Here is a 13,833-nt window from a genome sequence, read left to right on the forward strand (position 1 = left end):
GGCCGTCGCCGATAAAGTTCTCGGGTACACCGAAACGCACCGCCCCGGATATCGATGACGCTTCGAAACGTCGGGAAAGGGCGTCCTGCGCTCTGAGGACTTGTTCGGCATGGCGCAGAAAGTCTTCGCCATCTTCTGTCAGTGTCAAACGTCGGGTGGTGCGTACCAGCAGTCTGGTACCGGCCTGTTCTTCCAAACGCCGGATCTGATGACTGATCGCTGACTGGCTCACGTGCTGCCGCTCTGCGGCACGGGTGAAACTGCCGGTTTCCTTGATCGCGACAAAAGCACGCAATAACGCTGGGTCGAAGTCCATTAAGTTAACTCATGACGGGTGCTCATGAAACTTACGAAATTAAATCATTTCTGTCATTTTTTAATTACTTCCAGAATGCGGGCGGTCACCTGGACGTTTGCCCGGTGACGCTGGCGAGGCTATTGCGTCTGCCCCCTGACAGCGTTCAGAGCAGTCTTGCCAGGCCCCATCAACTTGATCTGGAAGATCACAATGCAGTTCTCTTCTTCGCAAAAAGATGTGTTCGCCATAGCCGCCGTTTGCTTGGCCTCGCTGATGTTCGGCCTGGAAATCTCAAGCGTGCCGGCCATCCTGCCCACGCTTGAATCGGTTCTGCGCAGCGATTTCAAAGAGATGCAGTGGATCATGAATGCCTACACCATCGCTTGCACCACGGTGCTGATGGCCACCGGCACGCTGGCGGATCGGTATGGGCGCAAGCGTGTGTTCGTCATTAGCCTGGTGCTTTTCGGCATTACCTCACTGGGCTGTGGATGGGCGCAAAGCGCCAGCGTGTTGATCGTCAACCGATTCCTGCAAGGTATGTCCGGCGGGGCCATGCTGATCTGTCAGGTGGCAGTGCTGTCTCACCGATTCCAGTCAGGCGCTGCACGCGGCAAAGCTTTTAGTGCTTGGGGGATCGTGTTCGGTATCGGTTTGGGGTTCGGTCCGATTATCGGCGCAATGATCGTGGCGTTGTCGAATTGGCAATGGGTGTTCCTGGTACATGCGCCAATCGCCGTGCTCGCGCTGCTGCTGGTGATCGCCGGTGTCGATGAATCACGCGATCCGCAGCGTCGCAAGTTGGATGTTTTGGGCATTACTTCGCTGTCGCTGGCAGTGTTAGGCCTGTCCTGGTTCATCACTCAGGGAGCGGCGCCAGGTTTTTCCAGCGCTTTGGCCATCGCCAGTCTGGCCAGTCTGGTTGTGGCAATGGTCAGCTTCATCGTCTTTGTCGTCGCGCAACGACGCAACGCCGATCCCATGTTCGATTTCTCTGTATTGCGCATCCGCCGCTTCTCGGGCGCCTTGTTAGGCTCGGCCGGCATGAACTTCAGCTTCTGGCCATTCATGATTTACCTGCCTCTGTACTTTCAAAATGGCCTAGGCTACGCCAGTGTCGGCACCGGCCTGGCACTGCTGGCCTACACGTTGCCGACGTTGGTTGTCCCCCCGTTAGGCGAACGACTGGCGCTGCGCTATCGGCCGGAGGTCGTGATCCCGGCGGGCTTGTTCACCATAGGCCTGGGGTTCCTGCTGATGAATTGGGGCAGCAGCGTCACGGATGCCAGCTGGCTGACGATGCTTCCAGGCTGCCTGATCGCCGGGATTGGACTCGGGTTGACCAATACGCCTGTTACCAATACCACCACCGGATCGGTGCCCAGTGAGCGTGCTGGCATGGCATCGGGCATTGATATCAGCGCTCGTATGATCAGCCTTGCAATTAATATCGCACTGATGGGATTCATCTTGGTGGAAGGCATCCTGTCTTCCCTGCGCGACCAGTTATCTGGCGCACCCGATGATGTGCAACTGAGGTTGCTGGCGGAGGAAATTTCAGCCGGCAACACTGCCGAGTTGGCGCAGGCTGGCCAAGGGACTGCGATTGCGGTCGATGTCGCCAATGCAGCGTTGGCGCATGGGTTTGGCTGGGTGATGCTGTATGGCGGTATTGCTGCATGGGTGCTAGTGGCGGCGAGCTACTGGGTCTTTCGTTCGAGCAAAGCCGTTAAGCCTTAGTTGTGACTGTAATCCGAAGGTCTTCGGTCTATCGACCTGGTATTTCGTTCGCGGTCAGTGCCGCTCTCTTGCACGCGATCACGAGCATCACGGTTGATGTGATCCCTGGCGTGAGAAAGAAGCAATAAATTTGCGGGATGAACGCCTTGAAGGAGGCGGCGATTGTTAGACCCCATAGGGTGGTAACAATTACCCCAACGACGAGCAGTGGCTTGTTTTTCAGTGCGGGTGTGCTCGAGATTGCAATGCTGAAGATTTTCCAGCCTGACCAGATTCCGAACATCGAGATTGCAGAAGCGATGAGCGTGAAAGGAATGGTGCGCGAAGGGACCTCGGGAACGAAAGGGGGATGGATGAAAATAGCCACCAGGGTCACCGAGAAAAGCACGGTGATCGGTAGCAGGCCGAAGAGTGCTCCGATGATTAAGCCAATACGGAGTTTGATGATGCTATCCATGCTTACCCTTACGAACTGAACCGGCGGCGAGGAATCACCCTGCAAGCGGTGGCGGCGGGTGAAATCGTAGGTTTGAGAATATACTGAGGCAGACGCAGATCAGGGCTCTCCAAGGGTAATTGCGCTTAGGTTTGCCGCAACCCATGAGGGGGGTCAATCAACCAGGGAGCGAGGCCATGTCGAATTTCGAGAAGGGCGATCTAGTGGTTTTGAACAGTGGTGGCCCTGTCATGACTGTCAGGTATGTTGATAATGACATAAGCGAAGGTTACAGCGTGCAAGTGACCTGTGATTGGTTTGATAAAGCAGAGCAGCATCACACGGCTACATTTAACGCTGAGATGATTGCAAAAGGGGACGGTCGGCTTAAAGGCTCAACCCTTTGAGGCAAGCGGGATAGGGATGATCACCATGCACGATCGGCGCAGCCGTGTCGATGGCGCTGGTGGCCGGGGCGCTCTGGCGTAGCTACCAGCACGGCCGGTGTCGTAGATATCAAGGGATAGATTTTCCGATCTTGGCGACAGCATGGACAATGGCGCGGCGCATCAATTCACACTCGTCATCGCTATCGATATCCGCGCCCTCAGACCAGTCGTCCGGGTTCTTTCCAAAAAGATCTTTGGGCATTGCGCATAGAAACGCGCAATCGATATGAAGACCAAGCTTCACCGCCAGGCGCAGCGCGTCGCCATCATTTACCAGTGGATTCCAGAGCGCTCTACTTTCGTCAACGAGCATTAGAAAGCCCTCTTCACAGACCCTCGGGTGCCCAGGATCGCCTTGCCACAAGTCCGTCCATTCGATGAGTTCATACCCAGCAGCCTTAGCCGCCAGCTCCAGCAATTCCCGGTCCATCATGATGTGTACCCATTATCCAGTGCCCGGCTGAGCCGTGCTGTCAAGTGCTGATTCCTTCAGATCCTCGCATGATACGAAAAATTCTACCGTTATTGTTCGGTAGGCGTGTTGGCGATGCGCCCCGAGAGGGGCGCATCGATGTGTTCGGATTTGCTCCAAGGGCCACAGGGGCAGTGCGACAAAGGACGCGAGCCTAACGGGCGGCCATCAATTCGGCAGCTGTAGTTCGGCAAGCGTATTCGATGCGGGCTGGTTGGTAAAAACCCATTGATTTTGATTGTCCAAGATCAGAATCTCTTCACCGTTCGTCGTGATGCTGTCATTTGTTGTTGAGCTCTGTACGTCGAGCCCATTGAAGTATTGAGTGAGCCTGTTAAAAATCTGTACTGAACCCATGCCTGCAGCATTCCCTCCCCACGTGAATCCTACTGCTCGGATAGTATTTCCGTTGAGTGGGAAGTGGTCGGTGAGCACGGGATCTAACGAAGCATCCACCCTGGCCTGGGTATAAGGAGGGCCATAATTCACAGAAAAATGGGCGCAACGCTTTGCTATGGCACCATTCTGGCCGTTCTGGTAGATGACGATAAGTGCGACGCAAGGGTCGCAGCCACGCGTTCTGATATTGTCCGTTCCATCACATTCAAGCAACTCACCCACGTTTACAGTTACAGGCATGGGGTTTCTCCGAGAAGGTTGCGAAGCTACAAACTGTAGCTTGCTTGTGAAAACATGCCAGCGTAGAGGGCTTACCGCTCTTGGCCGGCGCCAACAGGGTGGCGCCTGCTGGGTCCGCAAAGGTCCAGGGGAAGGCATGGGAAGGCCTAATCCGCAGACTTCACGGCTTTCATCATTACGCTGGCTGCCGACTATTGCGCCACCTGTAGCGACAATGAAGGTTACGGTGTATAAATTTGCCCTTCACTCGGAAAGCAGGAAAGGGAAACAGTGCTATTCAATAACGGCATCGCCAGTAAATCCCAACTATGGGATACGGTTTTCGGGTCCGCCGAATGTGTTAATAATTATTATTTTTACATGTATGAATACATTGACGAGTGCGCTTTCATGCAAGACGCAGAGGCTATGTTTGAGGGTTGGCCCCCAGCTGGCGAGTTGCTTAAAGCGGTTTACAAAGAACTAGAAGAACATGGGTGTTCAGGGGGTGGAAAATTTGAAATCATGTGGCTGCCGTCCTTCGTTGGAGCAAACACAAGCAACCATTACGGTCACTATCTTTTACATTACAAGCAGGATCAGGACGGCGTCTCGTGGCTAGTGTCCCCTTGCATTCTTCCGTTTCATCGGTTGTTTCAATGGGATGACACAGAGACTCGCCGACCTCGAACCAAAGATAAACTCACGGAATAAGCAAGGCCGCCCTGGCTCTGCTTGCCCAGAACGTAGGCCCTGTATACGAAACACTGGCAGACAGGTCAGCCAATGTCTTGCACCCACCGCTTATATCCGCGCCAATGCCTGGGCCAGGTCGGCGCGCAGGTCTTCGACATCTTCGACACCCACTGACAAACGCACCAGCGCATCACCGATGCCCAGTTGCGCGCGGGTTGGTGCGGGGATGCTGGCGTGGGTCATGATCGCCGGGTGTTCGATCAGGCTTTCCACCCCGCCCAGGCTCTCGGCCAAGGCGAATATCTGTACCGCTTCGAGGAAGCGTTTGGCGCCGTCCAGGTCGCTGTTCAGGTCAACGGAAATCATCCCGCCGAACCCGCGCATCTGCCGCTGTGCCAGTGAGTGCTGCGGGTGCGACGCCAGGCCCGGATAATAAACCCGCGCAACCTGCGGCTGACGTGCAAGCCATTGCGCCAGCTCCAGCGCATTGCTGCAGTGGCGCTCCATGCGCAGTGCCAGGGTCTTTACGCCGCGCAGGGTGAGGAAAGCGTCGAACGGCCCGGCGATAGCACCCACCGCGTTCTGCAGAAAGCCCAGGCGTTCGGCCAGCTCGAGGTTCTGCCCGACCACCGCGATGCCGCCGATCACGTCGGAGTGGCCGTTCAGATACTTGGTCGTCGAGTGCAGCACGATATCGAAGCCCAGCTCCAGCGGACGCTGAATCCACGGGCTGGCAAAGGTGTTGTCAGCCACACAGATGATCCCTCGCTCGCGACAGGTGCGCGCGACGGCGGCGAGGTCAGTGAGGCGTAGCAAGGGATTGCTCGGTGTCTCGACCCAGACCATCCGCGTGTCGTCCTGCAGCGCCGCTTCGAATGCCGCCAGGTCAGTCAGGTCGACGAAGCTGAAGCGATGCCCGGCGCTGCGCCGGCGCACCCGTTCGAACAGCCGGAAAGTACCGCCGTACAAGTCATTGCCAGAGACGATGTGGGAGCCTGTGTCGAGCAGTTCGAGCACAGTGGCGATCGCCGCCAGCCCGGAGGCGAAGGCGAAGGCCTGGGTTCCGGCCTCAAGGTCCGCCACGCAACGCTCCAGCGCCCAGCGCGTGGGGTTGTGCGAGCGCCCGTAGTCAAGGCCCTTGTGCACACCGGGGCTTTGCTGCGCATAGGTGGAGTTGGCGTAAATCGGCGGCATCAGTGCTCCGGTCGAAGGGTCCGGCGCCTGTCCAGCATGGATCACTCGGGTGGCGAAGGCGCGTGGCGCGCCGGTTTCATCGTGCTGACTCATGGTAGGGACCTGCGTAAGTGATTGAGCATGTCGACGCGGGTAATCACGCCGTGGAAGCCCGAAGCGTCTTCGATGATCGCCACCAGCCCACGGTCGAGCTCAGCCTGCAGCTCGGCCAGGCTGGCGCTGGGCGGCAGGGTTTCCAGTTTGTCGGTCATCGCGCTGGCCACGGTCAGATGAAAGTGCGAAGCGTCCTGGTGCACGCCGAGCAGAATATCGGACTCGTCGATCACGCCGACCAGGCGCTGTCCATTCACCAGTACCGGCAGTTGCGACACATCAGCCAGGCGCATGCGCTGAAAGGCGGTGAGCAGCGTGTCGTCCGGGCCCACGCTGATCACCCGGCCATCCTCGAAACGCCGCGCAATCAGGTCGCGCAGATCGCCATAACGCTTGCGCGCAAGCAAGCCCTGATCGGTCATCCACTGGTCGTTGTAGACCTTCGACAGGTAGCGGGTGCCGGTGTCGCAGACGAAGCTGACGACCCGCTTGGGCTCGGTTTGCTCGCGGCAGTAGCGCAGTGCCGCCGCCAGCAATGTGCCGGTCGAAGAGCCGCCGAGAATGCCTTCGGCGCGCAGCAGTTGGCGGGCGTGATCGAAGCTCTCCTCGTCGCTGATGGAGTAGGCCTGGTGCACACTGGAAAGGTCGGCAATAGACGGAATGAAGTCTTCGCCGATGCCTTCCACAGCCCAGGAACCGGGCGTACCGAGGGTGCCGCTGCGGCTGTATTCGGCGACCACCGACCCGATCGGATCAGCCAGCACCATGGCCAGGTTCGGCTGCAGGCGGCGAAAGAAGCGGGTCAGCCCGGTAAGCGTGCCGGCCGAGCCGACGCCGACGACGATGGCATCCAGATCATGCTGGGTCTGCGCCCAGATCTCCGGAGCGGTGCTGCACTCGTGGGCCAACGGGTTGGCCGGGTTGTTGAACTGATCGGCGAAGAAGGCGTCGGGAATCTCCTGCGCCAGCCGCGCAGCAACATCCTGGTAGTAGTCGGGATGGCCCTTGCCGACGTCAGAGCGGGTGATGTGCACCTCGGCGCCCATCGCCTTGAGGTGCAGGACTTTCTCGGTGGACATCTTGTCCGGCACCACCAACACCACCCGGTAACCCTTGGCGCGGCCGACCAGGGCCAGGCCCAGGCCGGTGTTGCCGGCGGTGGCCTCGACGATGGTGCCGCCGGGTCGCAGGCGGCCATCGCGCTCGGCGGTGTCGATCATCGCCAGGCCGATGCGATCCTTGATCGAACCTCCGGGGTTTTGCGATTCGAGCTTGAGGAACAGTGTGCAGGGGCCGGTATCGAAGCGGCTGACGCGCACCAGCGGCGTATTGCCGATCAGTTCGAGCACGGCAGGGCGGGAGTCGTTCGGCATGTCGTCACCTCGCTGCGGGAATTCGCACTGGATGGACGGTAACCTGCGCTGAAGCGTTGCGTGTCAGTCGCAGCGAAAGCCTCGCTTGGAACATAGGCCTGGATTGCACCCTCCGCAACCGTCCGCAGCCAGCCGGTAGCGATGCCGAGATGGCTGATGCTGGCCGGAAGTAGACAGTTGCGATCGTCGCTGATCGGGTTGATCCGCAGCGAAGCCCGAACCCCACCGCTCGCTGATTGGCGTCAGTGCCTGGGCGGGCTGGCCCCCGCCGTGGCCGAGGACAACCTGACACGGCGTCCGGGATCGGTTGACCACTATGTTTCGCGAGGTTCGCGCGCGGTGCTTTTTTCAATCCAGCCGTGTTCTCGGTACCACGCTATGGTCTCTGTGATGGTCCGCTCAACTCCCCGAAACGTCAGGCCGAGCTCTTCCTCACTCTTGCGATGGTCAAAACAGGTACGGTGCTCCTCCCGAATCAATAGGCGCAATGTCGCCATGCTCAGCAAAATGGGTTTGCCGGTAAGGCGCGCATAGAGCTCCTGCACGGTCGCCAGGAGGTATAACGCGGGCAGCGGGAGTTGCCGAACAGGCGTCTTAACGCCTGCGACTCGTCCAAGAATGGGTACCAGCTGGCGCATGGTCATGTTCCGACCTGCCGCGAGATAGCGCTCGCCTCTGCGCCCTTTATCCGCCGCGACTATATGCGCTAATGCCACATCACGGGCATCGACCACGGAGAAGGTACCCGGGATCAATCCGGGCAGTTTTCTGTTCACAACATCCTTGATCAATTGCCCCGAGGAGGTCGGACCTATGTCGCCAGGCCCCCACATCCAGCCTGGCAGGATCATGCAGGCATGCATCTCGGGATGTGCTTGCAAAAACGCCAGGACAACCCGATCAGCAAGTATTTTGCTGCGGTAGTAGTCATCCGCGTCGGCCTCGGCCCGCAGGCACGTCTCATCGATGGGGCTGCCAGGTGCGCCGTCGAGCACGGCAATTGAAGACGTATGGATGAACCGCCGTATGCCCGCACGATAAGCCTGGTGGATCAGCTCGTGCGTGCCCGTGACGTTGATCTTTTCGAGTGTTTTCCAGTGGCTGCCGCCCTTGTAGTTATCGCGAAAGAACGCTGCTGTATGAAACACCGTATCGCAGCCTTGCAGCGACGGCGCGAATGCCGTGACGTCGGCCATATCCCCAACGACCAACTCGACAGAGGGCAGATCGGCGAACTGCAGTTGACCTTTGGCTCTTGAGCGGACCAGGGCTTTAACCGCATAGCCACGTGCAACCAACTCGCGAACCAGGTTATTGCCCAACAAACCGGTGGCGCCGGTAACGAATGCGCTGCGCATGGTTCAACCCTCGCCCTGTTGTGCAAACGGCATCAACACCGCCGTGTCAAAAAAAACCTCCTCGCGGATGGCCAGTCGATCCTTGAAGGTGAAGTGCGCCGCGTAGTGCACGCAGATGGCTCGGCCATGGGCTGGGATTACCCGGTCTGGCAGTACCAATGGGGCCGAGAAGGTGCCGGTCAGTATGGCCGTCAGCGCCAGGCGATCCTCAGTGACAACGAATGGGGTCAAGATCACGTGGGCATCAGCAAATGCGTCGATAAGCGCGATTTCACGTCTGCGCATGGACTCCCGGCCTTTTTGTATCCCCATGGCATCAAGGTAAACGAAGTCTTCGTGAACCAGCGCAAGCATCGCTTCTACATCACGGCGATTGAATGCATTAGCGGCTCGATCTGCGTATTCGGTAGGGCCTGTAGTCATTTGTTCCATGCCAATTGTTCGGAGGGCTTGCAGATATACCCTCAAGGCATCCACCGAAAAACAGCGACTGCTGCATAATGGCTTTGCATTTATGCAAAACAGGGAAGAGATGGCATATGGCGATGCACGCAAATTGGGATGATCTTCGTCTGTTACTGGCCGTTTCGCGGCGTGGCAGCTTTCTTCAAGCAGGCCAGTTGCTGGGGCTCGCGGCGTCTACCGTGTCACGCCGATTAACTCAACTTGAAGCCGCCCTGGGCGAACCACTGGTCGAAAGGGGCGTTGAAGGCTGTTGGTTGACCTCCAGAGGACAATCGCTGGTGGAAGTTGCCTTGGCCGCGGAAGCAGGCTTGAGGGGAAAGACTGTCACTGTGCCCGGGTCGAGTTCGGCGTTATCCGGGCGGGTACTGGTGAGCGCCGGAGAAGGGTTCTCTTCTTGCATTATGGAGGCGGTAGCGCGCTTCACGTCCTTGCACCCGAGTTGCTCCGTGGAGTTGCAGGTCACAGCCGATTTCCACAAGATCGTGCGCGGCGCGGCTGACATTGCCGTACGCACCGCTCATTTGGGCGAGCCGTCGCTGATTTATCGCTCAGTAGGCAAACTCGCGTACGGTGTCTTTGCCGATGCAAGCTATCTGAAGCGATTTCCACACGTGACGCCGGCCATCGCCGACAGTATTGCCTTGCTTGCGCCGCTGGATATGTTGCCGCAGATGCGTGCAGCGAAGGCGGCGAGCCTGGACCGCGCGCAGGTCAGCGTAAGTTCCTTCGCTGCGCAGCTCGAAGCGGTGAGGCGAGGCATTGGCGTGGCCGTGCTGCCTCGGATGTTGGCAAACGGCTTGATCGAGTTGTTCCCCGAGCTGCACATCCCCGACATGGATGTGTACATGGTGACGCGGCCGCAGGCCCTGAAGCAGACCCATATCAAAACTTTTTATGCCATCCTGGAACAGGTGATGGTACAAACCCTTGGCGTTAAAAACGGGGATGTTAACGCTGTGCCTCTCACTATTAAGGATTGATCTTGTGCCGACTGCAGTGATTGTCAAGAGAACAGTATTGTTTGGTGACTGTGATCCCGAGGGGATTGTCTATACCCCGAGGTTTTCGTATTTCGTTATTGAGGCCGTCCATGAGGCACTTGCAGTCTGGCTGTCCGGTCCTGGATTAAGAACCCTGCTGGGTTTTGATCTGCTGCCTCCGGCAAGGGCATTTTCGCTAGAGTTTCTTCATCCGGTCACGTGGGATGATGAACTTTCCATGAAGGTAAGTGTTGCCCGTGTCGGGCGTCACTCGTTCACATTTCTTGTCGAAGGTCGTTTAGCCTCAGAGGTTGTGGCCTTTACCGCCAGCCTCACACAGGTTTGCATCTCACCGGTTACCCGAGCCGTTATTGAAGTTCCTGAGCCGCTGAGGGCGCTACTCCAGGCTTGAGCGCCGCGGGTGACTTGCTTTTTCGTGCCAACGTCTATGCAGCAGACAATGGAAAGTAATAAGGACATTACGTGCTACGTAAACTCATGTTGATCCTGGCCATTTCGCAGTTGAGCGGCTGCGCCTGGTTTGTTGCAAACTCTTACGGGCCTGCTTCCTGCTTTGAAGGCACAGAGCTTGAGTTCAAGGAAATGATGCCGTTGATTGGGCCGTTCATCATTCTCGACTTACCCTTCACCGTGGTGGCAGACACGTTATCCCTTCCGGCGTGCCTGTAATCGATCAATGCTGGATGCCCAGGCCGTTGACGCTGCCGGGCTCCAGTTTCTGGCGTACCAGTCTTTAGGAATCGTCTGATAGGTGACGGGCCTGGGCCACGCCAGAATCGGCGAATGAAATTCGACATTAGCGTTCGCCACACTCGTTGCCGGCTGCTGCCCGGCATCGGCATCCTCCTGGCCTTGCTGTTCAGCACAACGGCACGCGCCGACATCACCTTCGACGGTTTCACGCGCTTTATCTTCGAGGGCAAGCAGAAGCAATTGCCGGTGATTATCGTCAACCAGGGCAACCAACCGGCGCTGGTCCAGGTCAAGCTCGACTGGGGTGACAAGCAGGGCACCGGTGAATTGCCCATGGCTGTTTCCAAGCCATTGCTGCTGATTCCCGCCAACAGCAAGGCATCGACCGACATCCTTTACCAGGGGGTGGGCCTGCCGGATGACAGGGAGTCCTTCCTGTTGTTGAAAGTGCTGCAGATTCCGAAAAAAACCGTCGATAGCAACGCCATGGCGATTGCCTTGCAGCACAACCTCAAGCTGTTCTACCGGCCGCCATTGCCAGGCTCAGTCAGTGCCGGCGTTGAACAACTGCACTGGTCGCCGGCTGCTGCAGGCCGTTATCGGGCCCGCAACGACTCGCCCTATTACCTGACGCTGACCGAGGTCGCTTTGCTTGATCAATCAGGCGTCGCCTGCGGCCAGGCCATCGATCATCTGATGATCGCGCCGTTTTCGTCCTATTCATTGAACGTGAAAGGCTGTGACAGGCCTGTCAGCCAAGTGGCTTATGCATTTATCAGCGACGCCGGGCTAAGCCATGCGCGGCGCAGCAACTTGTGACCCTGGTTACCTCAGAAGGCATTGTCATGTTTACCAAGAAGCTGTTCTTTGTCGGTTTTCTGTTCTTCCTGAGCATCCCCCACAGCTACGCATTGAAATGCCAGCAGACCAGTTCGGGGCTGATCAATGACACCACAACCATTACCGATACCACCGCCATTCCCAATTCATTGCCCGCCGGCACGGTCCTCTGGCGGCAACCGACGCAACGCATCAATGTCCAGTGCTGGGTGGACATTCAGGGTAGCCCCGGCGAGAACATTTACTTCTACATGAACCCGAACCGGGTGGACCTGGGCAAGGACATCGAAATCGGTGTCACCTATGAAGGCAAGGACTATCTCTATTCTTCGCTTACCGGCGGCAAGCTCAATATCGGATGGTGGGTGAACGGCTGTCCGGCCAACGACAACTGCGGCTGGCAAAAAGAAAGCAAGGCCATGACTTACTCGCTGTTTTTCGTGAAGAAGTCGCCTGCCGGTGATAACAAGGAGGGGCCGATTACCTCACTGAGTGACTACCGGGCGTTCCAGTTCGACGGCGTTGGCGGGGTGCGCCCAGGGGTGAGTTACAACGTCACCGTCAAGGGCCTGAACAAGTTCCGCTACCTGCCGTGTGAATCGTCGATCAACATCCAGCCAAGCGTGATCGATTTCGGTGCGATCCGCACCTCTGGCGCCAAAGTCGGCGCGACGATCAAGGACGTACCGTTCACCATCACCGAACAGCGCACCTGCAATGCCGCCTATGGGCTGGGCGGTTACCTGGAGCCGCTGACAGGTACACTGTCCAGCAGCCAGGACACCCTGATCCCGACCGATAACAAATCGGTGGGGATCAGCCTGATCAACGAAGATGACCAGCGCGCCTTGCTGTTCAAGAAAGAATTCGTGTTGACGCCAAAAACCACGTCGACCACCAACTCGCACAACTTCCTCGCGCGCCTGAAGTGGATGACCGCGACGCCGAGCTTTGGCGAGTTCAACGCCGGTGCGACCCTGGATATTTTCTACAAGTAAGTTGCCGCCCTGTTGTAGACTCGGCGCCTTGCCAGCTTGCAATGGCAAGAATGTGCCGGTCATCGACCTGACGGTGACCACGTGCTCAGTTGCGAGCACCGAGGCGAGATCAGTCGTTACCCTGTATGGATATCCCTATGTTCAAGATGAACGCACTGGTGCCGGAACTGATCGTCACCGACCTGCAGCGCAGCCTGGGGTTTTATTGCGCCACGGGCGGTTTTTCCGTGGAGTACCAGCGCACGGAGGACAACTTTGCATTCCTCTCGCTTGGCCACAGCCAGATCATGCTCGAACAGGACTGGCACAGCGAGTCGCCATGGCGCGTCGGCCCGCTGCAGGCGCCGTTCGGGCGTGGCCTGAACCTGCAGATCCTGTGTGAAAATGCCAATGCGCTGGCCGGTGCGTTCGAGGCCGCAGGCTATCCCTTGCGCCGCGGGGTGGAAGACCACTGGTACCGCAGCGAAGCAAAGCAAGTAGGCCAGCGCAACTTCCTCATCCAGGACCCGGATGGTTACTTGCTGCGCTTCTTTGAAGACCTCGGCGTCCGTCCCTGCTCGTAAGGAAACCTGCAGATGAACACCCCCATCACACGCTGTGCGGTACCGGGCAATGCGCAGATCCATGTGCAATTGGCCGGTGCCGATTTCGTCGATGCGCACCGAGCGCCGGTGATCAACGCCGAACGCTCGGCGCTCGGCCATTTTCTGTTGCTGATGAGCAGCATGCCCCGCTGGATCGACAACCTGATGGTGCTGCGCAATCGCGCGGTGCAGCTGTTTGGCCTGAAAGACCTGGGGCGCTTGTCGAGAATCGACCTTCAGCGCGACGAGGCGTCTTACCAGGTCAATGAACGGGTCGGTATTTTCACCCTGATCAGCAATAGCCCGGATGAAGTACTGTTGGTCGACCGCGACAAGCACCTGGACGTGTATATCTCGCTGCTGCGCTTACCCTTGGGCGCCGACAACCGTCGCGAGATTGTGGTGTCCACGGTGGTGCACACCCACAATCGTCTCGGGCGTTTGTACATGCTGCCGGTCGCGCCATTTCACCGATTCATCGCGCCGAATGCGCTCAAGCGCCTGATCAACGTCAGATAAAGGCCT

General features: G+C 58.0%; 17 protein-coding genes. 9 read left to right on the plus strand and 8 right to left on the minus strand.

Annotation, left to right across the window (positions count from 1 at the left end; genetic code table 11):
- On the minus strand, positions 1 to 316 hold a 316-nt coding region (locus UW3_RS29965), incomplete at its 3' end, for a LysR family transcriptional regulator (RefSeq protein ID WP_010226459.1).
- A gap of 192 nt (positions 317 to 508) precedes the next feature.
- Between UW3_RS29965 and UW3_RS0124330 the strand changes: the two genes are divergently transcribed.
- Positions 509 to 2,038, plus strand: coding sequence for an MFS transporter (locus tag UW3_RS0124330; RefSeq protein WP_010226460.1), 1,530 nt, complete (start codon positions 509 to 511; stop codon positions 2,036 to 2,038).
- A gap of 28 nt (positions 2,039 to 2,066) precedes the next feature.
- On the opposite strand, the gene UW3_RS28825 is transcribed toward UW3_RS0124330, so the two are convergent.
- Entirely contained in the window at positions 2,067 to 2,495 is a 429-nt protein-coding gene (locus UW3_RS28825; protein ID WP_145997596.1) for a hypothetical protein, read from the minus strand.
- Between the two features lie 176 nt (positions 2,496 to 2,671).
- Between UW3_RS28825 and UW3_RS27660 the strand changes: the two genes are divergently transcribed.
- Positions 2,672 to 2,881, plus strand: a complete 210-nt coding sequence (locus tag UW3_RS27660; RefSeq protein WP_010226463.1) for a DUF2158 domain-containing protein — start codon at positions 2,672 to 2,674, stop codon at positions 2,879 to 2,881.
- A gap of 109 nt (positions 2,882 to 2,990) precedes the next feature.
- On the opposite strand, the gene UW3_RS27930 is transcribed toward UW3_RS27660, so the two are convergent.
- From UW3_RS27930 to UW3_RS0124375, 6 genes are all read right to left on the minus strand, one after another.
- Complete coding sequence (locus UW3_RS27930; protein ID WP_010226465.1) at positions 2,991 to 3,356, minus strand: hypothetical protein; 366 nt, start codon at positions 3,354 to 3,356, stop codon at positions 2,991 to 2,993.
- 207 nt (positions 3,357 to 3,563) lie between these two features.
- Complete coding sequence (locus UW3_RS28830) at positions 3,564 to 4,034, minus strand: hypothetical protein (protein WP_148276817.1); 471 nt, start codon at positions 4,032 to 4,034, stop codon at positions 3,564 to 3,566.
- Between the two features lie 783 nt (positions 4,035 to 4,817).
- Positions 4,818 to 5,996 (minus strand): cystathionine gamma-synthase, encoded by a 1,179-nt coding sequence (locus UW3_RS0124360; protein ID WP_010226471.1) that lies wholly within the window; start codon positions 5,994 to 5,996, stop codon positions 4,818 to 4,820.
- Positions 5,993 to 7,369: a pyridoxal-phosphate dependent enzyme gene (locus UW3_RS0124365; protein WP_010226473.1), complete on the minus strand. Its 1,377-nt coding sequence runs from the start codon at positions 7,367 to 7,369 to the stop codon at positions 5,993 to 5,995. The genes UW3_RS0124360 and UW3_RS0124365 overlap by 4 nt, the downstream gene beginning before the upstream one ends.
- A 314-nt stretch (positions 7,370 to 7,683) precedes the next feature.
- Positions 7,684 to 8,727, minus strand: a complete 1,044-nt coding sequence (locus tag UW3_RS0124370) for an SDR family oxidoreductase (protein ID WP_010226475.1) — start codon at positions 8,725 to 8,727, stop codon at positions 7,684 to 7,686.
- Positions 8,728 to 8,730: 3 nt separating this feature from the next.
- Positions 8,731 to 9,150 carry an ester cyclase gene (locus UW3_RS0124375; RefSeq protein ID WP_010226477.1) on the minus strand — a complete coding sequence of 140 codons (420 nt, stop codon included), beginning with the start codon at positions 9,148 to 9,150 and terminating at the stop codon, positions 8,731 to 8,733.
- Positions 9,151 to 9,266: 116 nt separating this feature from the next.
- Between UW3_RS0124375 and UW3_RS0124380 the strand changes: the two genes are divergently transcribed.
- The 7 genes from UW3_RS0124380 (at position 9,267) to UW3_RS0124405 (ending at position 13,827) form a co-directional block, all read left to right on the plus strand.
- Positions 9,267 to 10,172 (plus strand): LysR family transcriptional regulator, encoded by a 906-nt coding sequence (locus tag UW3_RS0124380; protein ID WP_010226478.1) that lies wholly within the window; start codon positions 9,267 to 9,269, stop codon positions 10,170 to 10,172.
- A gap of 4 nt (positions 10,173 to 10,176) precedes the next feature.
- Positions 10,177 to 10,584 (plus strand): acyl-CoA thioesterase, encoded by a 408-nt coding sequence (locus UW3_RS28480; RefSeq protein WP_010226479.1) that lies wholly within the window; start codon positions 10,177 to 10,179, stop codon positions 10,582 to 10,584.
- Between the two features lie 71 nt (positions 10,585 to 10,655).
- The gene (locus UW3_RS0124385; protein ID WP_026001512.1) at positions 10,656 to 10,862 is read left to right on the plus strand and encodes a YceK/YidQ family lipoprotein; all 207 of its coding nucleotides are present in this window, start codon (positions 10,656 to 10,658) and stop codon (positions 10,860 to 10,862) included.
- Positions 10,863 to 10,976: 114 nt separating this feature from the next.
- Complete coding sequence (locus tag UW3_RS0124390) at positions 10,977 to 11,705, plus strand: fimbrial biogenesis chaperone (RefSeq protein ID WP_010226481.1); 729 nt, start codon at positions 10,977 to 10,979, stop codon at positions 11,703 to 11,705.
- A gap of 26 nt (positions 11,706 to 11,731) precedes the next feature.
- Positions 11,732 to 12,724 (plus strand): fimbrial protein, encoded by a 993-nt coding sequence (locus UW3_RS0124395; RefSeq protein WP_010226482.1) that lies wholly within the window; start codon positions 11,732 to 11,734, stop codon positions 12,722 to 12,724.
- Positions 12,725 to 12,861: 137 nt separating this feature from the next.
- A complete protein-coding gene (locus UW3_RS0124400; RefSeq protein ID WP_010226483.1) occupies positions 12,862 to 13,287 on the plus strand; it encodes a bleomycin resistance protein in 426 nt (141 codons plus the stop codon).
- Positions 13,288 to 13,299: 12 nt separating this feature from the next.
- Positions 13,300 to 13,827 (plus strand): DUF2867 domain-containing protein, encoded by a 528-nt coding sequence (locus UW3_RS0124405; protein WP_010226484.1) that lies wholly within the window; start codon positions 13,300 to 13,302, stop codon positions 13,825 to 13,827.
- Positions 13,828 to 13,833 lie beyond the last annotated feature (6 nt).

The sequence above is a fragment of the Pseudomonas donghuensis genome (assembly GCF_000259195.1).
GTDB classification, from domain to species: Bacteria; Pseudomonadota; Gammaproteobacteria; order Pseudomonadales; family Pseudomonadaceae; genus Aquipseudomonas; species Aquipseudomonas donghuensis.